The following is a 21,394-nucleotide window of genomic DNA, read 5'->3' as shown; positions in this document are numbered from 1 at the left end:
TGTCAATTAAAAGTTATCAATCTAGTGACTATTCTTGATTTTAGAAATAAGATCATTGATTTTGTAAGAAGCTTGTTCTCCGTCGACCATATTTTTCAGGGTATAGTTACCAGCGGCGATTTCATCTTCGCCTATGAGCACAACGAATGGAATATTAAGATTATTAGCATAAGACATTTGTTTCTTCATCTTAGCTGAGTCAGGATACGATTCAGCTCTAATTCCTTCTTTTCTCAACTCTTGCAACAAGGCTATTCCTTTGCCCATCATTTCTTCCCCAAAATTGACAATCATGACTTGTACTTGAGTAGCTGTAGACTCAGGGTATAAGTTCAATTCTTCAAGCACATCATAGATTCTATCCACACCAAATGATATTCCTACGCCTGAGACATCCTTTAGTCCAAATACACCTGTCAGGTTATCATAGCGACCTCCACCAGTTATGCTACCTATTTGCACTCCATTAGCTTTCACTTCGAAGATAGATCCGGTATAGTAGGAGAGACCACGTGCTAGAGTCAGATCCAATTCTAGATGATCGTTTTTTAGTTGATAAGAATCTAAGTAGCTTAAAATTTCTTCAGTTTCGTTCACACCTTGCATGCCAGTTTCGCTTGCGCCAAAATAATCCTTCAAGAAAACCAATTTCTCACCGATTGAGCCTTCAAATTCAAACACAGGTTTCAATAGGTCGATATTTTCTTGGGTAAACCCTCTTTGTATCAACTCCTCATTGACTTTTTCGAGCCCAATTTTATCCAACTTGTCTATCGCTACGCAGAAGTCAGCTTCTTTGCCTTCAGCACCGATCACTTCAGTAATACCCACCAATATTTTTCTATTGTTAAGTTTGATGGTGAAATCAGGAAGCTTCAATCCGGTGAATACTTCATTGATCATTGCTATAATTTCCGCCTCACATAGCAAGGAGTCTGTACCTACTACATCTGCATCGCACTGATAAAATTCTCTATACCTGCCTCTTTGTGGCCGATCTGCTCTCCATACTGGCTGAATCTGATATCTTTTGAAAGGGAATGATATTTCATTTCGATGCATCACGACATATCTGGCAAAAGGCACCGTCAAATCATATCTAAGACCTTTTTCTGAAATCTTAGGAAGCATAGTTTTGCTTCCTGCTGCATAATCTTCTTCTTGAGTTTTTGATAAAAAATCACCAGAGTTCAATACTTTAAAAAGCAGTTGATCACCTTCATCTCCATATTTACCTGTAAGCACAGATAGATTTTCCATGGTTGGGGTTTCCAACTGAGCAAAGCCGTAGCGTTCGTATACTTCACGAATGGTATTGAAAATGTAGTTTCTTTTGGCCATTTGTAATGGACCAAAATCACGTGTTCCTCTAGGGATGGAAGGCTTCTGCATTTGAATTTTATTATTTGAAGCAAAACTATGAATCGACCCTCTTCAAAACAATGTAATAATCTATTTAATTGAATTATTTCGATAAAACAGAATTTGTCAGATCAAGAAATAATAGTTTTATAGATTAGCAGCTATCCAATTCTTTTAAAAATTATGATTAATCGACTACTCATCCCAGCCATTCTTGTTTTAATCCTATGTGCTTGTCAGCAAAATACACGAACAATAATACCCAACGAGGTTGTTGCACTAATTGATAGCCTGAAAACACAATATGCACCAGATGGTCGGGTAGCGATATTTAAGGTCGAAGCTGGGATCGAAAATGACAGATTGGTTCTAACTGGAGAGACTGATCAGCCAGAGGCTTTAGAAATTTTAATTAATAAACTCTCGGTTAAGGATTTTGATAATAAAATCAATCTATTGCCAGACGAGTCCACTAACCCTTATCGGTTTGCCATAGTAAACAATTCTGTAGCCAATTTGAGATCTAAGCCTAGGCACTCATCTGAACTAGCTACACAAGCTACTTTGGGTACTGTATTGAAGGTGCTCAAAATAACTCAAGAATGGTATCTGGTACAAACGCCAGATGATTATATCGCATGGGTTGATCATGGTGGGGTAGAATTGAAGTCAGCAGAAGGGTTAGCAGATTGGGAAAACTCAGATAAGGTTATCATCACTAATGTCAATGCAGTTGTATCGGATGACAAGCGCTATGTAGTTTCTGATTTGATTCTTGGAAATGTTTTAGAATTGGTGAGTGAAAGTGATACTTCATTCGTTGTACGTTTTCCTGATGGTAGGATTGGGGAAGTCAATAAAAACCAAGCGATGAATTATGGAGAATGGTTGGCGATGATGGAACCCTCTGGAGTATTGATTGAAACATATGCACGGTTGTTAATGGGTGTTCCATATTTATGGGGAGGCACATCTTCTAAAGGGATGGATTGTAGTGGGTTCACCAAAACGGTTTATTTTATGAATGGATTGGTAATACCAAGAGATGCTTCTCAACAAATAAATGCTGGTCTCGAAATAGACACTGAATTGAAATTTGAAGGGTTACAGAAAGGTGATTTGCTATTTTTCGGTAAGCCTGCAACAGACTCAACCAAACAGCGAACCACTCATGTTGGTATTTGGTTAGAAAACAATGAATTTATTCACGCCTCAAAAAGAGTCCGAATCAGCTCCATCGATCCTTCTTCTCCAAATTACGATGAGTTTAACAAAAACCGCTACTTAGGGAGTAGGAGATACCTTGATAAGGTGGAAGGAAATATTGTGAATCTGAAGTCCAGTATTACTTCTCAGAAATAATACGCTCATTAGAACCCGCTTGATAAGGGTAGGTCTCAAATATTCGGTTGATCGATTGTAATATGGTTTGATTGACTTCTCCCTTCATAGTGGATTTCAAATCCAAACTTCCTTGCCAAACAAGCTTCTTTTGCCTGCGATCTCTTAGCTCAATGAGCACAATACCTTCGGTATGCTTTTTTGCATTTTGAGGTATGTAGTAGCTATTGTATCCGTAGGGATCATAATTTCGAGTATTGGTTTCAGTAACGGTAGTTGATATGATTTCATATCTAGCAATCAAGTCAGGCCGATCAGCTGGTTTGTAACCTTTGGCTATCATATTTTGATCAATCGCCATTTCTATTTCTGAATAAAAGGCCATTCCTTCGGATGAAAATGACTTGTCATCACTTTTGTAATAGATAAGGCGATACGTTAGGTACTTACTATAGTCCAGATCATCATTCAAAAACTTGATCACCTTGGGTGGTGCGCAAGTTTGAAAAAGTATCAAAACAACTATCCAAGTAAATATTTTATACATTAAAGCTGTGTCTGGTTCAGGTATTTGAATTAATGTTAACGGTTCATTTAGGTAAATTCCTAAATAATTCTTTGAAAGTCTGCTTACTTTCTTCTGCGTCTGTAAAAATTTCTAATATTCTTCTCTTTTCACCTTTTACAAAAACCATCAAATGGTGTTCCAAATCTTGAATTGAATGGCAGGGCAAATATTCATACCCAAACTCTTTGGCCAAAAATTTGGCATCTTTCTGCTGTCGGGTTTCAAAAAATTCTTCGAGCTCTGGCTGTTGCGAAGGTCCTTCGATCATTCTGAAAATGCCACCACCATGATTGTTGAAAACCACAATACTCAGATTTTCTGGTAGATGATTGTGCCAAAAGGCGTTACGATCGTAAAGAAATGCCATGTCACCAGTCAACAGAAAGGTAGTTTTATCGGTCATCAGCGCCGTGCCAATGGCCGTGCTATTGGATCCATCAATACCACTAGTGCCTCTATTGCAATAAACTTCTATGTCTTGATTGTGATTCAACCCAATGACATTGGCATATCTGACAGCCATACTATTGGCTAAATGCAGATCAGACCCAGAGGGCAAAGAATTGAGGACTTTTTTGTATGCAATGAGATCAGAGAAAGTTGAGTTGTTAAATTGTTGAATATGACTTTTAGTGGTGGTATCAATATGCTGCCATGCTTGATAATAGTTTTTCTGATCATTACTGACAGAGCATCGATTCTTGATTTCAGTTAAAAAATGTCGTGAATTTATTTTGAAGTGTTTGGTAAGCGATAAGTAAGTATTTGGGGCATAGGTCTCATTTCTAATATGCCAGTGAGCCTTTGGTTTTTGCTGGCGTAAATAGAGCTTTAGATTCTTACTTATGACAGACATACCTAGTGTGATAAGTAAGTCTGGCTGCAAATCGGTATTTTCAAGGTTTTTTAAGAATACATCCTGACTCGTAATCACACGATCAACTTCATGAGCATTTGAGATAATGTCAGCCACTATTGGAATCTGATATTCAGCTGATGTTTGACTCAATAATTGATTTATTTCAACATCCTTTCGTTCCTGTCCTGCAACAATCAAAACCTTCTTGTATTGGTTTAATACGTCAAGTTCCTGTTTCCAATCAATTAAAGATTCTGGTTTTCTTTCTGTGGTGGATAAACTCGTGTCGAATTTATATTCATCAGCAGTTGTAGGATAAAATGGTTCTCTGAAGGGGACGTTGATATGTACTGGTCCTGGCTCATCAGTCAGCGAAATATCAATAGCACTACTAATACTCTGGTGTCCTAGTTTGACTGAATTTTTGTCATCCAAGAGAGAAGGAAAAACGAAGGCTTGTTTAACATGCTTGCCAAAAAGATTTTCCTGAAAAATGGTCTGACCATCACGTTGACCTATCCATTCAGGTGGTCGATCTGCAGATAAGATGAGTAGTGGTATTTGATTGAAATAGGCTTCCGCAACCGCTGGCGCATAATTCAAAGCGGCAGAGCCAGAAGTACAAATTAAAACGGTTGGAATTTGAGTTTTCAAACTCATGCCTAATGCAATAAATGCGGCAGATCGTTCATCTGGAACGCTAAAACATTTAATCTCAGGATGTCTGGCAAAAGCAATGGTCAAGGCTGCATTGCGAGACCCAGGAGAAATTACAGCATGTTTGATGCCTTTTAAGTGGCAAATTTGAGTGAGATCAAATACAGATTGAAGATTCATGTATTAGGATTGAATGACATTAAGTAGCGTTTGAAATTTAATTTCAGTTTCTGTCCATTCTTTTTCAGGGTCACTATCTTCTGTAATTCCTGCACCAGCAAACAATATCATATCGTTTTTGTAAATTTTTGCACAGCGTAAATTGACAAACAAAGCGGTATTTCCATCGTAATTCACAGGTCCCAAGTAGCCACTATAATATGCTCTATCATAGGCTTCGTTTTCCTGTAGGAATTTTGCCGCTGGAATCATAGGCATTCCACAAACAGCTGATGTCGGGTGAAGCAATTTTAGCATGACACTTCCCAATTGAGGGAAGTTCAAAGCTTCCATATTTACTTTGAAGGTAGTTTTTAGGTGAATTAAGTTCCCTGCTTTTACTGTCTTGGGACCATATTCGTCAAATTCTCTGAGTCGGATTTTTTTGAAGCAATTGATAATATATCGACTCACAAGTGCCTGCTCTTCAATTTCTTTTTGAGTCCAGCTCACTTGAGCCAATTCAAACCCAGGTCTAATTTCTTGTGTACCTGCTAGTGATATGGTTTCAAAATTCTGGTTAGCGTCAACGGATATCAAAAGCTCAGGTGTCGCACCCAGCCAGAGCCCTTGATTAGGTATGTATACCAATGAAACAAAGGCGTTTTCATAGGCTTCGCAAAGTTTAATTAGTTCTTTGACCGGATGGAAGTTTTTTTCCGTTCTAAATTTCTCTCTTCGCGAGGGTACTATTTTTTGATAGTATCCTTCAGCAATCGATTCTTTGCATTTTTGAACTAAAGAGAGATAAGCATCTTTTGTAGCTTTGAAAGCAACTGGCGCTTCTAAGAAATCTCTGTAGTCAAATTGTTTGTCTTCTATTAGTGCTGAAAACTGGCCAATGAATTTGTCAAACCTCCCTTCATTGTCTTTAAATCCTGGAGCAAGCAATATCTCGTTTAGATCACTATCAAAAAGAACGTCTGATTTGATAAATTGACTTTGATGATTTTCAGAAACTTCAAAAGGGCTCATCATAAAGCCTGTAGGTGCATTTTCAATTTCTTCAGGTACGCTATTATCCTGATCAAGTTGCAAAGTGGAATGAATAACCGTTTCCCTGGGATTCCTCCATATGGCAAAAGGAAGATCCATTTTTATTCCTGTATTGAAGAAAATTTCTAGCTTTTCAAGAAAAGCAGTACTGGGGGTTGTGTGAGTAGTTTGCTTAATTGAATCCATTATTTTTTATCTAACACGGCCATCGTTATTCGACTAATACACACCAGTTGATCCTCTTTATTGGTAATTTTTATTTCCCAAACTTGAGTCTTTTTACCTATATGAAGTGGTCTGGCAATACCTTCCACTTTCCCTTTCTTTACCGCTTTAATGTGGTTTGCATTGATATCTAGTCCAACGCAATATTGCTCATTTGGATTTACAGTCATCGTAGCTGCTACACTTCCCAACGTCTCAGCCAAAACTACTGAAGCCCCTCCATGCAACATTCTGAGTGGCTGAACAGTTCTACTGTCTACTGGCATAGTGGCCTTTACGTAGTCTTCACCAATTTCGGTAAATTCTATACCAATATGGTCAGTCATAGTGTTTTTTGAGAAGGCATTTATACCTTCGAGGGTAAATGATGGGAGGAACATTCTTTCTTTCAATTCGTGGGTTATATTCACCTGATACAAACAAAAAGACAATTCGCTTGAAAACCAAAAATATATACATCATCCGACATGGACAGACTGATTTCAATCTGCAAAATAAAGTGCAAGGCAGAGGCATAGATTCCTCGATCAATGATACGGGTAAGAAACAAGCGAATGGATTTTATGAAAATTATAATCACATAAAGTTTGATAAAATTTACGTATCGGAATTACAGAGAACCAAGGAGACTGTTCAGCAATTTATAGATCAAGGGATTCCATTTGAAAGCCATGGAGGGCTGGATGAAATTAGTTGGGGAAAACATGAAGGTCAGCCATTTGATCCAGAAATGCATCAGATCTATTTGGACACTATAGCTGGCTGGGCACAGGGTAACTTGGAGTTGGCTGTAGGAGAGGGCGAAACTCCGATAGAAGTGGTGAGCAGACAAAAAGAAGCGATCAAGCACATCATGTCCAATGAATCAGAAGAAAATATACTGATCGCTACTCATGGTAGAGCCCTGCGTATGATGGTTTGTTGGATGCTCAATTACCCACTGGAGAAAATGGATGCATTTGAACATGCCAATCTTTGTTTGTATCAATTTAAGCATATCAACAATCAGTATAGAATAATAAAACATGGAGATATTGAACATTTAGAAAAATGATGAATTTATAATCATTATCTACATTGATCTTCTTCTGAATATTGATTAACTTCATTCACCGAAGCCGTCCTTGAACGGTTGGAATGGTTAGTAGGCGAGATTTAATCCATCTTTAAAAAAGCCGACTCAGCCCAAAACCCGGTGAAGCCGGGTTTTGGTTTATTATAGCCCACCTGTCCAAATGCCCTGAAACTCACAACCTAAACTGATAGATTTATGCCTGATTTTAAAGAGAAAAAGGAAAAGTACGAGGTGATCAAACATAAAACTGACTCCCTAGTCATGGCCGTGCGAGATATGTCAGATGAAGATATCCGTAAGTTTTCTGTCAAAAATCTTCATGATGTCGATAAACACATTTTTGAAATATTAAAAATCATAGAGCGATACTAACGTTGGGTACATTTTTCAAATTCTCAATTCAATTCTTAGACCTTTAATCAAGAAACTATATGTAAAGTAAGCCAGACTTTCTAAGAGTTTGCCAACCTTGGCTTTTCATTAGTTTTTCAAAACTCTCAATTCCTCTTGATTCATATGATTTGCAAAATTCATCAATGGTCAACAATGCATTGGAATTAGGCATTAATTCATCAAAGAGTTGATTTAAAATTTTGCCTTGGTTTTCAGAGAATACGGCAATGTCAATTTGCTGATTGGTATGTATTTCAAATTTGCACTTTGTCTGTTTTTCCCCTTTTTGTTTCTTAGTATAATATGAAACCGATGGTTGGGTACGGATCCACACTAATTTCGTACTTTTTAAAATTGGCGTACCAGGATTGTTTTGAATAGACATTTCTATTTCAAATTCAGAAACTGTTGTGGTTGGAATTTCAAAATCAAACCATTCTTGCAAGTGGAAATCAAAGCAGGTGCCGTGCATATAGTTAAACAAGGATTTCTTCAGCCCTTCACTGAAAAGAGCATGATCAGCTCCCTCAGCGTCTTCATGAGGAATATCGTTATGCGCAAAATCACCAGCTTTAGTTAATAGTGCTTTGGCGCCAAATACTTCTGGCGTCATACCAACAGGACTATGAGCTGTCATGGCGAATTGATGCCAAAATCCGGATTGAATAACTCCGAGTTCGAATAGTTGGCGAACCATTTCTAAAGAGTCTACCGTTTCTTGTGCGGTCTGAGTTGGAAACCCATACATGAGATAGGCATGGACCATTATACCACTTGCCGTGAAATTATCAGCGACTTGGGCAACCTGAGCAACTGTTACGCCTTTTTGTATTTTTTCTAGCAGTCGATCTGAAGCAACTTCAAGACCACCAGAAACTGCAATGCAACCTGAAGCTTTTAATAACCGACAGAGATCTGGTGTGAACCTTTTTTCGAATCTGATATTGGTCCACCAAGTTACTTTAAGGTTACGTTTAAGAATTTCTATAGCAACCTCCCGCATGAGAGCCGGCGGGGCAGCTTCATCTACAAAATGGAACCCTGTCTCACCAGTTTGTCGGATCTGATTTTCCATTCTATCACAAATGATTGATGCACTAATGGGCTCATAGTTTTTGATATAATCCAATGAGATATCACAAAACGTACATTTTTTCCAATAGCATCCATGGGCCATGGTGAGTTTATTCCAGCGTCCATCACTCCAAAGCCGATGCATCGGATTCGTGATTTCAATGACTGAAAGATATTTATCCAACTCAAGTCCATCGTAATCTGGAGTTCCAGTTTGACTGAAAGGAATGTCCTGATGTTTAGATCCATTGATATATTTGACTGAATTTCCGTCAAGTAATAGCGTTCTCTTGAGGTTAGAAGCGTCAATCTTTCCTTCCAAATGATCTAATATCAGTTCAATGGGCTTTTCTCCGTCATCTAGCGTGATGTAATCCACGAATTCAAAAAGTCGCGAGTCTTTCAATGATCGCAATTCTGTGTTGGGATATCCGCCTCCCATAGCCACTTTTATATCTGGAAAATGAGTTTTAATATATTGGCCACATCGTAAGGCTCCATACAAGTTTCCAGGAAATGGAACTGACAGACAAACTAAATCGGATTGTTCGGTTTTAATCTTATGATGCAAACATTCAAAAAGTAATTCATCAGTAAATGTTGGAGTGTTATTTAGTGATTCATACAAGGGATCAAAAGATTGAACAGATAAACTCAATCGTTCGGCATATCGACTAAAACCAAAAAATGGGTCTGTAGTATTTTTAATAAAATCAGCTAAATCCTCCAAATAAAGGGTGGATAAGTGCCTGGCTTTGTCTTGAATGCCTAACTGTCCAAAAGCCCATTCAAGATTATCTAATTGTTGGAATCTGGACGCTTCTGGCAGGTAATCTCGCTCGGCAATTGAATAGGCCAGTGTTGGATTCTTATTCTGTAAAAATGCAATGACAGGCGTAATAGTAGCTAAGTATTCGTTTCGCAAACTGAAAATCCTTTGCTCATTGGGAGTGTGTAAGTTGTCTGATGCTGAAACCGAGTTAAACAACTTTGAAAGTCCTTTTTGACTGAATAAAGAATGAATGACTTCTATGCCTAAGTCCGCTTGGGCTGCTGGTTTTTTTATGCTGTTTAAAAATCCTTTGAGATAGGCAGTAGCAGGATATGGCGTATTGAGTTGAGTGAAAGGAGGAGTGAGAAGTAATGTTTTAATTGTCGGAGTCATCTAAGCGTAAAGTTCGCAATTGTCACTGAATATCCATGACTTAAAACAAAAAGAGGGAAACTCAAATGAGTCACCCTCTTTATTACCTGTTTAATTTTTTTTATTTCATACTGAAATTAGGCTCACAATTAATTTTGGCGATGCTGATTGCTTCTGGTTTATCAACTAGTACTTCAATGTTGTTTTTCACCACTACGATCTTATTGTACTTTTCATTGACGTATGGTGACTGTAGATCCACGTAGTGATATTCTTCGTCAGAATTTTTAGGTACTTTAAAATCATGAATTTCTACTATGCCTACTTCTCTGTCATTTTTATCGACAAGATATAAAGTGATATCTACTTTGAATAAATCAAATTCTGTATTGTTTTTCAAGCGATAGGTCACTTCGAAGTTGTCCCATCCGTATTGTTCTACACGTTTTATTTTTTTTACATCAACACTTACTCCTTCGTTGATTTTGTATTGGGAATAGGAGGAGATCTCCTGAGCGGTCGCTGTAGCTCCTAGAGCACCGACCAATAGCATGGCTACTAATTTTTTCATCTGCTTAACATTTTTTATTTCAAAAAACCGACCCACCGATCGATTGACTAACTGATCTCAAATGAGATCTTTTCATAACACATTTTAAAAACTCAATAATGATACCATTATTATGTTTTGAGCAGGATATTTTTAGAACAACAAATCATTTGTTTACCCTCATATGTTTGGGGAATTATTCAAAACGTAAATGATTCTTTTGCTAATAGAAGAAAATTATACTCATACTTCAATTTTTTTCGATCAACTTCGATATTTATCCTATGATTAGAATATTTTCTATTTAAGATTATCTCTGAATAATCTTCTTAATTTGCAATCATGGAATTTGTGAGAGGAAAAAAAATATTAGTCACAGGTGGAGCTGGTTTTATTGGTTCTAACCTTTGCGAAAAGCTATTAGACCTTGATAACTCAGTTGTTTGTTTGGATAATTTCTCAACTGGAAAAAGAAGCAATATTGAATCCCTTCTCAAGGATTCGAAGTTTTCATTAATAGAAAATGATATCAGGGATATTTCAGTGTGCCATGCTGCTGTATCGGGAGTTGATATTATATTGCATCAAGCGGCATTGGGTTCTGTACCTAGATCTATCAATGATCCAGTCACTACTAACGACGTGAATGTCTCAGGTTTTCTCAATATGCTGGTAGCAGCTAAAGAAGAAAGAGTAGATCGATTTATTTATGCAGCTAGTTCTTCTACCTATGGTGATTCAGAAGCGCTCCCAAAAGTCGAAGAAAAGATCGGGAAGCCGCTGTCACCGTATGCCATTACCAAGTACGTGAATGAACTGTATGCAGATATTTTCAACAAAACTTATGGGTTAAATACGATTGGTTTGCGATACTTCAATGTTTTTGGACGAAAGCAGGATCCAGATGGTGGCTATGCAGCAGTAATTCCGAAATTTATTAAAACTCTGATTAATCATGAGTCGCCTATAATTAATGGCGATGGACTTCATTCTCGTGATTTTACATACATAGACAATGTTGTTCAAATGAACTTGTTGGCCTTGTCCACATCTGATCCTAACGCATTGAACCAAGTATACAATACGGCGTACGGTGAGCGAAATACGTTGAACGATTTAACAAACTGGCTACAGAAATACCTCAGCGAATACGATGCTGCAATCAATGGTATTGAAATTAAACACGGCCCAAACAGACAAGGCGATATCCCGCATTCATTGGCGAGTATTGATAAGGCGAAGCGATTGTTGGGTTATGACCCAAAATTTGATTTCAAGAAAGGATTGGAGGAAACTGTGAAATGGTTTTGGGAGAATCGTTAGAACATAAATTTCGCAACACAGTTCTATTAGGAACTTGATTCATACTTCACTATTTTAGTTGTCCATTGATCCAAAAAATTATGAAAAAGCTAGCTTTCTTGTTACTAATAGCCTCAGTAGGCTGTAATCCTAAAACCGAAACAAAGGTTTCAGATGTAGATCAATTTCTCAATTCTTATACTGAGCAATTTCTTGCTTTGTACAAAGAATATAGTGAGGCCGAATGGCAAGCCAACACCAAGATAATTGAAGGAGACACTTTAGCTTCATATAATGTAACTCAGGCAGGCGGTGCCTATGCCTCTTTTACTGGCAGCGCTGAAAACATCGAACAAGCCACCAAATTTCTTCAGAATAAAACATCACTCTCAAATATCCAGATCAAACAATTGGAGGCCATTCTATATGCAGCCGCATCTAATCCAGGGACAGTTTCAAATTTGGTAGAAGAAAAAATTAAAGCTGATGCAGCGCAAAATGCAGCTTTGTTTGGTTTTGATTTCCAAATTGATGGAAAATCTGTAAGTACCAACGAAATTGATGAAATATTAAAAACCAGTGATAATCTAGACGAAAGACTTGCCGCATGGAATACAAGTAAAGAAGTTGGAGTTGGTTTGAAAGATGGCTTAGGAAATTTAGTCAACCTTAGAAATCAAACCGTTCAGGCTTTGGATTATAACGATTACTTCAGCTATCAGGTATCAGACTATGGAATGTCGAGAGAAGAAATGCTGGCTTTGTGTGAGCAGTTGATTCAGGATATTTGGCCACTGTATAGAGAACTACACACCTATGCGCGTTATGAATTAGCTACCAAGTATGAACAAGAAGTACCAGAAATGTTGCCTGCACACTGGCTGCCTAATAGGTGGGGACAGAGCTGGTCCTCAATGGTTGAAGTAGAAGGCATTGATTTGGATGCTATTCTTGAAAAAAAAGGTCCAGAATGGTTGGTGAAACAAGCTGAACTGTTTTATGTGAGTATGGGGTTTGAACCACTGCCACAGAGTTTTTATGATAAGTCCAGTCTATATCCTTTACCAGAGGAAGCGGATTACAAAAAGAATAATCACGCCTCGGCCTGGCATATGGACTTGCAACAGGATGTCAGAAGTTTGATGAGCGTGACACCCAATGCCAGGTGGTATGAAACTACACATCACGAATTAGGACATATCTACTACTATATGGAATATACAAATCCTGATGTGCCACCACTTCTAAGAGGAGGCGCTAACCGTGCTTTTCATGAAGGTGTTGGATCACAAATGGGATTAGCGGCTATGCAGAAGCCATTCTTAGAGGGTCTTGGGCTGATAGATGAAGGGGTGGAGACGGATGACATGCAGGTGTTGCTGAAGGAAGCACTTGATATGGTCGTCGTGATGCCTTGGGGTTCTGGTGTGATGACACAATTTGAAAACAGTCTCTATGCTGAGTCACTGCCAATGGATCAATACAATAAAAAGTGGTGGGAATTAAAGAAAAAATATCAAGGAATTGTCCCACCTACAGAAAGAGGTGAGGAGTATTGTGATGCAGCATCAAAAACTCACATCAATAACGATCCAGCACAATACTATGACTATAGCTTATCAACTGTCATCTTGTTTCAATTGCACAACCATATTGCTGAAAATATCCTAAAACAGGATCCTAGAGCCACCAATTATTTTGGTTCAAAAGAAGCTGGCGAATTCCTCCAAGGCATATTGTCAAAAGGAGCTACAGAAGATTGGAGAGTGTTGATGAAAGAAAACACTGGTGAAGAAATCAGCGCAAAAGCCATGCTCAAATACTTTGAGCCTTTGATGAGTTATTTACAAGAACAAAACGAAGGCAGAGAGCATACCCTTGGCGACAAGCCAATGTAGATTTGTAATACAGCTTGATGTGATACAATCTCAATATAATTGCGATTGAACGGAAGGAGCTTTGGTGAGCGAAGGTGGAGTCGGAACAACTTATTTCTTGACGATTAATCTTTTGAGTGCAAATGCTCTTCCTGATCCAGATTTGAGATACTTTTCAAAGTAAAAGGCTTTGTACTTATCTGTAAATACGATGTATGTTTCCACCTCAATAGGAAGTCTGGTTGATGTGTATTTTACTTCACCACGCCTATGCCTGATCAGTCTTTTCTCTAAGTTCATAGTACACCCCGTATAATGTGTATCATCAGCACATTTGAGCATGTAAACTGTCCAAGTATCCATGATTGTGAGTTAGGTTATGGAACTAAAAATAGTTGGATTTCATCAAACTTAATATGAAAAGTGGAGATTCTCCGCCGGAGCCAAGTTATGCATAATTTACTTCAGAGGGTTTTAAAATAGCCCGCCTGCGCTCTTCCTTTGGTCGAGCTTCGGCGGGCGAAGGTGGAGTCGGAGGGAATCGAACCCTCGTCCAGATAAGGTCATATTGGACCGTCTACATGCATAGTTGAAACTTAGGATCTCATAGGAGAGCTGGCGTTCAACAACCCACTTTTCCTACCAGTTACTTTAGCTTCGCCATCGGTTAGCAACTTTGCCTCAGGCTAGTCTTACTGGGTGACACCCCTTGATCCTGCTCATAAGACAAAAGCCTGGAGGGATGTGTCTGTCTTGACTCTTAGCCAAGATTAATAATTTTTGCTATCGCAAAAAATTAAGCAGCCATGGCGTAATTAGATTCGCCAAATAGAATATGAGTAAATTGATCACGTGTGCTTACTCAACACCCGACATGCAAGTACAATATCCACACTTACTGTCAAAACCGGTCGACCCCATAAATCAATGAACGGCAAAAAGACTTGGCTTTTTGCGTGCGCAAACTTAGTTGATAATACGAGAATATATGAATGCTGGATGTTAGATTTTATAAATTGATGAAAGTAAATTTTTTTTCATAACATTGAACCGATCCCAATTTTTTACGACTGTCTAGTGAGAAATGAATGAAAAGTCACAAATATTAGACGAATTACTGGTACTCCAATCTCAAAATGGTGATCGTGAAGCTTTCGAACACTTGGTGGTCAAATGGCACAAGAAGCTCTTGTACCAGTCTCACATCAGAACCAAAGATTGGGAACAGTCGGAAGACATAGTTCAGGATGTTTGGCAGTGGCTAGTAACTAACCTTAGTCGGCTAGAAGATGTAAATAAATTCAGCTCTTGGATACGTACCATTGTAGACCGACGGTCTATAGATTGGGTACGAAAACATCAAAAGGAGAGAGTAAACCAAGACAAATTCGCGTATGGAAATGATCAAATTGATAACACTAGCGCTACAAATTATACTGATGGTGCTACTGATGATGATGGGTCTGAGATGAACGCATTGGAGATGAGCCTGAATCAATTGAATGCTGAGAGTAAACTAATTCTGGTACTGTATTATTTAGAATCAAACTCTATTGAATCCATTGCCAGTATTCTGTGCATTCCGAAAGGAACAGTCAAATCTCGTTTATTCCATGCCCGTGAAAAGTTGAAAAAAATTTTAAAACAAAAGAGTTATGAAAAATCAAAGTAATGAAATTGATGAGATGATTAAAACCGCACTTTCTAATGAGGAAGCTGCTTTCTATGAAGATTTAAAGGAGCAATCTCCTTTTGAAATGATTGGCGGATTATTTGAAGGGAAAATGAAATGGTGGACGATTGGAAATGTCTTGGTTTCAATTTCTTTTATCGCACTGTCTGTTTTTTGTTTATTTAAAGTATTGGAAGTAGAAAATACTAACTCATTGATTCGCTGGAGTCTGGGGCTGATAGGTGCCATGTCTGTGCCTACCATGTTAAAACTTTGGAATTGGAGTCAAATGAACAAAAATGCCATGATGCGAGAATTGAAGCGGTTGCAGTTGTTGATCGCGCATCATGACTAAATGATTAAATGGGACTTTCAATAGATGGGCTTTGCGGGGTGAAGGCTTCATATCCATTTTCAGTGATATAAAAACAGTCTTCTAACCGCACGCCAAATTCGCCATAGATATAGATACCGGGTTCATTGGAAAAACACATACCAGGTTGCATAGGAGTGGAGTTACCTTTGACTAAATATTCCCATTCGTGAAAATCCATGCCTATTCCATGTCCAACCCGATGAAAGAAGTTTTCGTATCCGTTGCCTAAACCGTGTTTGTTCACAACAGCTCTTGCTGTGGCATCGAGTAGTTCGCAGGGAACACCAGCTTTGGCTTGCTCAAATACTGCCGTTTGAGCCTCTTTCACAATATTCCAAACATCTTGTTGTCGCTGTGTAGGTTGTCCGAAGATTGTAGTTCGTGTAATATCCGCTTGATAGCCACCTAATTTGCAGCCCCCGTCTATTAGCACCAGATCACCTTCTCGTAATTGTTGTGCTGTTTTACTGCCATGTGGGAAGGCTGTATATGCTCCAAACATAGCACCTGCCCATCCTGCCTCTGTAGCACCAAGGGCTGTACTAGCTTCTGCGACAATACTACTTAAATCATATTGAGACATACCTTCTTTTAATTGTGAAAACCCAATACGATAGGCTTCTAAAGTAATCTCATTTGCTTTTTTCATCAGCGCGAGCTCCTTAGGCGACTTTATCATTCTACACCCAGCTGTAACTGGTTTTGCATTAGTAATAGTAGCTTGAGGCAGGTAAAAGGAGATACCATTCGATTGAAAGAACCGAACGTTTTCTTCCATTCCCAGAGTGGCTGTAGCACTACTTTTAGCTTTGAATAATTTTGCTACTAATTCAAAAGGGTTCTCATGTTCCTCCCAGCTGGCCACGTCACCCTTTATGGTAATCATTTCTTCTAATCGCTCTTTTTCAAACGCAGGTCCAATGTATTGTAGTGTGCCGTCAGAGAAAATTAAGACGCCAGTGAGCCGTTCACTTGGCCACCATTTGATGCCAGTGAAGTAGTCTAACGAAGTACCTGATTCTATAAAAACAGCATCTATGCTATTTTGCTGCATAAGCAATGCTGCTTTTTCTATTCTTTTTTTTCTGTCTTCGGAATCAATGAACTCAACATCATCCATGATAGACTGGATATTGATTTTATTTTCGGTAGAGCTTTTTGTTGTGCAAGATGCAGCTCCTATGATTGCTAAACCTGACCCTGCTAATGCACTGTTTTCAATAAATTTTCTTCTATTCACTTTTCGTTGTTAATGTTTCTTTCATCAACAATTTAGTGAAATTAAGATTTAAGGAAATAGAAAAAGTGACGAATGGTCATAAAAAATCCCGCAGTAAGCGGGATTGGATATTTTTAAAAATATACGGGACAAAGGCCATCTTTTTTACTGAATTTGAGTGGAATTCGATAATTAAGGAAGATTTCATGTGATCCAGCCGTATATGTCCCTAGACTCCCTATGGGGATATCATAGGCATATCCAATTCTAAAATTTTCATTCAGAACCAATTGTGTCATTAATGAAAAGGAATCCTGATAACGATAGGATACCCCAGCATAAATAATTTCGTTGAGAATGAAATTCAAATTGATGTCAAATGCGACAGGAGAATCATCTTGTAGTCTTAATAAGACGGACGGACTAATTTTAAGATTTCTATTGATATCCTTTACAAATCCAGCTGTAACATAATAATATCTAGAAGCTTTACCTTCAGATGGAACAGCATTGTCACCACCTCCATCAATTACGTCAGGTGTAAGAAAATAAGGAATAGAAGCTCCAATAAAATAATCTCTGTTGGCAAAATAGATGCCCATCCCAAAATTTGGATTGAACGATTTTGTGTAAACAGAAAGCGGATCATCTTGTTCAAACCAATTGATTTGATCAAGATTGGACGTTCTTTGATCGAATCCTCCTTGCAATCCCATGGCTAAAATTCCTTTGCTCATTCTTATTTTATAAGCAAAACTTCCATACACACTGTATTGTTCATGCACACCCACTACGTCTCTAACCACATTCAATCCAACACCCACGTTCTTTTCTCGAAGTGTGGTGTGAGCAGTAAGTGATTGGTACACGGGTGCTCCATCAATATTCACCCATTGATTCCTATTGGTAAGAATGGCTGAAAATAGATTTAAGCTCCCAGCATAAGCAGGGTTCAGTGCGAGACCATTATATGGGTAGGTTGAAAATACTGGTCGCTGCTGTGCTGAAGACAGCAGACTCATACTCATCAATACACCTACAAAAATTCCTTTTATCAGTTTCATTTATTGTTATCTGACCAATTCTAAATATCCTTGGTAAACATCTCCGTCGTTGCCTTCACCTTTGTCAAAAATATAGAAATAAGTTCCAGATGGCAAGCCATTACTTCCTCCACCTGTTCCAGTGTTTCTCTTACCAGTAAAGACATTTCCATTGACATCATCTTCATATCTTGAAGTTTGGTAAACCAAAGTACCTGATCTTGTGTAAATTTTCAAACTGTTGTTCTCGAATCTATCTGCACAAGAGATTCTAAAATAGTCATTCTTACCATCACCATTGTCAGACACTCCATTAAATATTTCAATATCAGTATCCACTTCGAATGTTGCATCGGAAGAACAGTCCTGATCATCTATGACCATTACTCTGTAATCTCCAGGGCTCAATCCACTCATGCTTTCATTGGTGCTGATAATACTTGATTCATCTGCAGGGTCAATAGGACTACCAGTGTCAAAGGCCCAATATTGGTTTTCTATAGATGAATTTGTAGTGAAGACTAGCCTTGCTTCACCATTTCCTGCATATTCAGATTCAGAACCAAACGCGAGCTCAGAACAAGTTGATTCAGTTGTTGTTACGGTAAACTCTGGAATTACTCTTCCGTCCTGGATTTCCATACTTATCCCTTCAGACACACATTCAGAAGTAAGATCTGTCGCTCGTACAGTGTAAGTTCCTAAATCAAGCCCTGCTACACTATACTGTGAACTTACCACAGTGCCACTTCCATCTTGCCATTCAAAGGTGTAACCTGACACTTCTTCATTGATTGAAGCAGACAATGCACCATTTGGAGTGATACAGTTGGTAAGATCATTAATCAACTCGATCAATGGTTCTGGAACCAATTCGATATCTGTGCTAATCGTGATTTGATCATCAATCGTACACCCAGTGATTTTATCTGTCAATTGCACTGCAAAAGTTTCGGCCATTAAATTATGCACAGTATAAGCAGAGTCAAGAACAGCATCAGTGATACTTGGTCCATCATGCCATGTGATGAAGTAACGTGAAGCACTCAATGGACCTGGTATGGCCGTAGCTTGTCCATCAGCTTGAACATTTACAAAGTCACACTTAGTTAAGGCATGGTCTTCAATTAAAGACAATTCCATGACGTCTTTATCAGATTCAATCTCCACATAATGCGGATCAGATTCACAATTGTTGTCCAAATTGAAAACAACAACTGTATAGTCACCTTCGTCAAGTGTATTACTTCTATTGCTAGTAAGTTGATTACTTGCATCTAAATCTGGGTTGGAGATTTCTCCTTCAAATAAGTAATACTCAAATGTTCCTGATTCTGGAATGACAACATCAATAGTTACAGAACCATTGGCAGTTACAGGATCACAATTTTCATTACCTGTAAGTGTATTGTTAAGTATCAAAATGTTGGTAGGATCATCAGACATTCCATATTCTTCTGTGGTGATACACAAGGTGTTTAAGTCTTGTACTTCTACAGTATATGTTCCTTCCGCTAATCCAGAATAAGTAGGATTATTTACTGGTCCAGGTGTTCCAGATGCACTGCTCCAATTGAAACTATAATCTGTTAAACTAGAAGAACCATCTGCGGTTACAGTTAATGAACCATTTGGAGTGTCTGGATCACAATTGCTTTGAAGGCTAAATGCGGTCTGAGCCACTACAGGAGGAGTACTCTCATCTTCAACAATGAATTCAAAGACATCAGAGATACATCCAGATAGCGTACTTGTAGCTTCTACGTAATAAGTATCTGCTGCTAGATTTTCAAACAATCCAGTATTTCCTGCGGCAGAACCTCCTCCAGAAACATAAGTACCTGTATGTAATGTGTAATTGTAATCAGTTACATTATCAGGCGATATAGCTGTGATTTCAATACTACCGTTGACGTTGGTACTACACTCTGTTGTAGGTGTAATTACCACATCATTCGTGACATCTATTAATATATCTATTGGATCAAATGGTACTACATAGCTATCTGTAGTGGCACATCCAGTTACAGCATCAGTGACCGTGACTGTATAGGTATCTTCATCCAGACCGGTGATTTGTGCAGTAGTCTCGCCATCACCCCAGAGATAGGTAACCCCATTGGCAATGCTGGTTGCATCTGTTGCAGCAATTGTTAATTCACCATTACCACCTGTGCAATATTCATCAGCTCGATCGAGAGTAAATACTATCGTAGGTGTTGTCGAGTCATCCTCAATCTCAAAGTCAATTGTATTTCCTTCGCACTGCGTAGCAGTATTTGTAAAAGTTACCTGGTAAATGCCTGGTTCTAAATCTTCAATCAATGGATCAGTTCCTGTCTGCGTTCCTCCATGTGCACTTCCATCTGCTTTTGAATAGCTAAAATCGAAGCCAGCCACACCAGATGAAACCCCATCAATTTCAATATCAGTTACTTCATATGAACCGCTTCCACTTCCACAGAATGTATTTGCCATTATGGTAGCATCTACAATTTCATATTCAGCTATATCTTCATCTAATAGATCCGCTTCACCTCCATTCAATAGAGTAGCTTCAGTACTACAGGTATTGCTTGGATTACTTTCATCAGTTACAACTATGATGTATGCTCCTCCATCAATTCCAGATAGAGTACCGCTAGTTGTGGTACTTGCAGCACCTGACGCTCCCGTAATACTTCCTCCATCAGTTAGCATAGTTCCGGTAGCTACTGTTGTACCTGCATACCACTGATACGAGTAGTTACCACCGTCGTCATTAGTAATTACCCAATCCAAAGCACCGTTTCCTTCATTCGCATCAGAGTCACAACTTGTGTCAATAGTATTGACAGTGACAGTAACTTCAGGTGCTACTGATTGATCTTCAACTTCAAATGGAACTTGACCTGTGCTACAGCCAGTAGATTGATTAGTTGCTTTGACATAATATAGTCCTGGTTCAAGACTGTTCAATGTTGTAGTTGTACTAGCAACTCCTAAGTCTGTTAGTGGACTGTTAGAATACCAAGTGAAGTCGTAATCAGTAACATCTCCAGTTGGCACGTCAGCATCTAAGATTACTATAGATCCATTACTTCCTCCACAATCATCCACATGCGTGATGTTTAATTCAATATTCGCCTCATCTAGAGTAGGTGATGAAGGATTATTAGTGATAGTGAATGTAGTAGTAGAGAAACATCCATCATCGGTATCATTACCATCGTTGTCAGTGACCAATACGGTGTATTGTCCAGGCGAGAGGTCAGAGATAGTTTCATCATCCCCACCAGTAATCACAGCCGACCCTTGGTCGGTGTTAGTGAATGCAGCTCCAGTGATTTCACTATCGGTATCAGTTACATCGGTACCTCTGAACCATCTGAAGGCATAGTCACTTACAGCAGCTCCACCAGTGATTTGTACGGTCAAGTCACCGTTACCGATATTGGTACCC

General features: G+C 38.6%; 18 protein-coding genes and 1 other RNA gene. 7 read left to right on the top strand and 12 right to left on the bottom strand.

Going from position 1 to position 21,394, the window contains the following annotated elements; genetic code table 11:
* Window positions 1–21: 21 nt before the first annotated feature.
* Window positions 22–1,398 (bottom strand): histidine--tRNA ligase, encoded by a 1,377-nt coding sequence (hisS, locus tag ABJH98_RS08660; RefSeq protein WP_348307947.1) that lies wholly within the window; start codon window positions 1,396–1,398, stop codon window positions 22–24.
* Between the two features lie 147 nt (window positions 1,399–1,545).
* Here hisS and ABJH98_RS08655 point away from each other — a divergent pair, with 147 nt between their 5' ends.
* On the top strand, window positions 1,546–2,724 hold the full coding sequence (locus ABJH98_RS08655; protein WP_348307265.1) for a C40 family peptidase: 1,179 nt from the start codon (window positions 1,546–1,548) through the stop codon (window positions 2,722–2,724).
* On the opposite strand, the gene ABJH98_RS08650 is transcribed toward ABJH98_RS08655, so the two are convergent.
* Genes ABJH98_RS08650 through ABJH98_RS08635 form a run of 4 tightly spaced genes read right to left on the bottom strand, consistent with a single transcriptional unit; the run spans window position 2,708 to window position 6,553 of the window.
* Window positions 2,708–3,250, bottom strand: coding sequence for a DUF4136 domain-containing protein (locus tag ABJH98_RS08650; protein ID WP_348307264.1), 543 nt, complete (start codon window positions 3,248–3,250; stop codon window positions 2,708–2,710). The two genes, ABJH98_RS08655 and ABJH98_RS08650, sit on opposite strands and share 17 nt — an antisense overlap.
* 43 nt (window positions 3,251–3,293) lie before the next feature.
* Entirely contained in the window at window positions 3,294–4,967 is a 1,674-nt protein-coding gene (gene menD, locus ABJH98_RS08645) for a 2-succinyl-5-enolpyruvyl-6-hydroxy-3-cyclohexene-1-carboxylic-acid synthase (protein WP_348307263.1), read from the bottom strand.
* A 3-nt stretch (window positions 4,968–4,970) separates the two neighbouring features.
* Window positions 4,971–6,188: a chorismate-binding protein gene (locus tag ABJH98_RS08640; protein ID WP_348307262.1), complete on the bottom strand. Its 1,218-nt coding sequence runs from the start codon at window positions 6,186–6,188 to the stop codon at window positions 4,971–4,973.
* Window positions 6,188–6,553: a hotdog fold thioesterase gene (locus tag ABJH98_RS08635; RefSeq protein WP_348307261.1), complete on the bottom strand. Its 366-nt coding sequence runs from the start codon at window positions 6,551–6,553 to the stop codon at window positions 6,188–6,190. Before ABJH98_RS08635 ends, ABJH98_RS08640 begins: the two co-directional genes overlap by 1 nt.
* A gap of 110 nt (window positions 6,554–6,663) precedes the next feature.
* Between ABJH98_RS08635 and ABJH98_RS08630 the strand changes: the two genes are divergently transcribed.
* Both ABJH98_RS08630 and ABJH98_RS08625 read left to right on the top strand, forming a co-directional pair.
* Window positions 6,664–7,281, top strand: a complete 618-nt coding sequence (locus ABJH98_RS08630; RefSeq protein ID WP_348307260.1) for a histidine phosphatase family protein — start codon at window positions 6,664–6,666, stop codon at window positions 7,279–7,281.
* A 216-nt stretch (window positions 7,282–7,497) separates the two neighbouring features.
* A complete protein-coding gene (locus ABJH98_RS08625) occupies window positions 7,498–7,674 on the top strand; it encodes a hypothetical protein (protein ID WP_348307259.1) in 177 nt (58 codons plus the stop codon).
* Between the two features lie 55 nt (window positions 7,675–7,729).
* Here ABJH98_RS08625 and ABJH98_RS08620 read toward each other — a convergent pair whose 3' ends face one another.
* Both ABJH98_RS08620 and ABJH98_RS08615 read right to left on the bottom strand, forming a co-directional pair.
* Window positions 7,730–9,934 (bottom strand): radical SAM protein, encoded by a 2,205-nt coding sequence (locus tag ABJH98_RS08620; RefSeq protein WP_348307258.1) that lies wholly within the window; start codon window positions 9,932–9,934, stop codon window positions 7,730–7,732.
* 100 nt (window positions 9,935–10,034) lie between these two features.
* Complete coding sequence (locus ABJH98_RS08615) at window positions 10,035–10,484, bottom strand: hypothetical protein (protein ID WP_348307257.1); 450 nt, start codon at window positions 10,482–10,484, stop codon at window positions 10,035–10,037.
* A gap of 321 nt (window positions 10,485–10,805) precedes the next feature.
* Between ABJH98_RS08615 and ABJH98_RS08610 the strand changes: the two genes are divergently transcribed.
* Entirely contained in the window at window positions 10,806–11,786 is a 981-nt protein-coding gene (locus tag ABJH98_RS08610) for an SDR family oxidoreductase (RefSeq protein WP_348307256.1), read from the top strand.
* A gap of 80 nt (window positions 11,787–11,866) precedes the next feature.
* On the top strand, window positions 11,867–13,663 hold the full coding sequence (locus ABJH98_RS08605) for a M2 family metallopeptidase (RefSeq protein WP_348307255.1): 1,797 nt from the start codon (window positions 11,867–11,869) through the stop codon (window positions 13,661–13,663).
* 90 nt (window positions 13,664–13,753) lie between these two features.
* Here the strand turns inward: ABJH98_RS08605 and ABJH98_RS08600 are convergent, their stop codons facing one another.
* Together ABJH98_RS08600 and ssrA are read right to left on the bottom strand one after the other, a co-directional pair.
* Window positions 13,754–14,005, bottom strand: coding sequence for a GIY-YIG nuclease family protein (locus ABJH98_RS08600; RefSeq protein ID WP_348307254.1), 252 nt, complete (start codon window positions 14,003–14,005; stop codon window positions 13,754–13,756).
* 160 nt (window positions 14,006–14,165) lie between these two features.
* Window positions 14,166–14,561: a transfer-messenger RNA gene (gene ssrA, locus ABJH98_RS08595) on the bottom strand.
* A 165-nt stretch (window positions 14,562–14,726) separates the two neighbouring features.
* Between ssrA and ABJH98_RS08590 the strand changes: the two genes are divergently transcribed.
* Together ABJH98_RS08590 and ABJH98_RS08585 are read left to right on the top strand one after the other, a co-directional pair.
* A complete protein-coding gene (locus ABJH98_RS08590; protein ID WP_348307253.1) occupies window positions 14,727–15,314 on the top strand; it encodes a sigma-70 family RNA polymerase sigma factor in 588 nt (195 codons plus the stop codon).
* Window positions 15,298–15,669 carry a DUF6768 family protein gene (locus ABJH98_RS08585; protein ID WP_348307252.1) on the top strand — a complete coding sequence of 124 codons (372 nt, stop codon included), beginning with the start codon at window positions 15,298–15,300 and terminating at the stop codon, window positions 15,667–15,669. The genes ABJH98_RS08590 and ABJH98_RS08585 overlap by 17 nt, the downstream gene beginning before the upstream one ends.
* 4 nt (window positions 15,670–15,673) lie before the next feature.
* Here ABJH98_RS08585 and ABJH98_RS08580 read toward each other — a convergent pair whose 3' ends face one another.
* The 3 genes from ABJH98_RS08580 to ABJH98_RS08570 all read right to left on the bottom strand — a co-directional run.
* Window positions 15,674–16,930 carry a Xaa-Pro peptidase family protein gene (locus ABJH98_RS08580; RefSeq protein WP_348307251.1) on the bottom strand — a complete coding sequence of 419 codons (1,257 nt, stop codon included), beginning with the start codon at window positions 16,928–16,930 and terminating at the stop codon, window positions 15,674–15,676.
* 113 nt (window positions 16,931–17,043) lie between these two features.
* Window positions 17,044–17,973, bottom strand: coding sequence for a type IX secretion system membrane protein PorP/SprF (locus ABJH98_RS08575; RefSeq protein ID WP_348307250.1), 930 nt, complete (start codon window positions 17,971–17,973; stop codon window positions 17,044–17,046).
* A 6-nt stretch (window positions 17,974–17,979) separates the two neighbouring features.
* Window positions 17,980–21,394: gliding motility-associated C-terminal domain-containing protein (locus ABJH98_RS08570; protein WP_348307249.1), on the bottom strand; the 3,415-nt coding region annotated here is incomplete at its 5' end.

Source organism: Reichenbachiella sp., from assembly GCF_039969095.1.
Taxonomy (GTDB): domain Bacteria; phylum Bacteroidota; class Bacteroidia; order Cytophagales; family Cyclobacteriaceae; genus Reichenbachiella.
The sequence above is the reverse complement of the archived record's forward strand: the minus strand, read 5'-3'. Positions and strand labels throughout refer to the sequence as shown.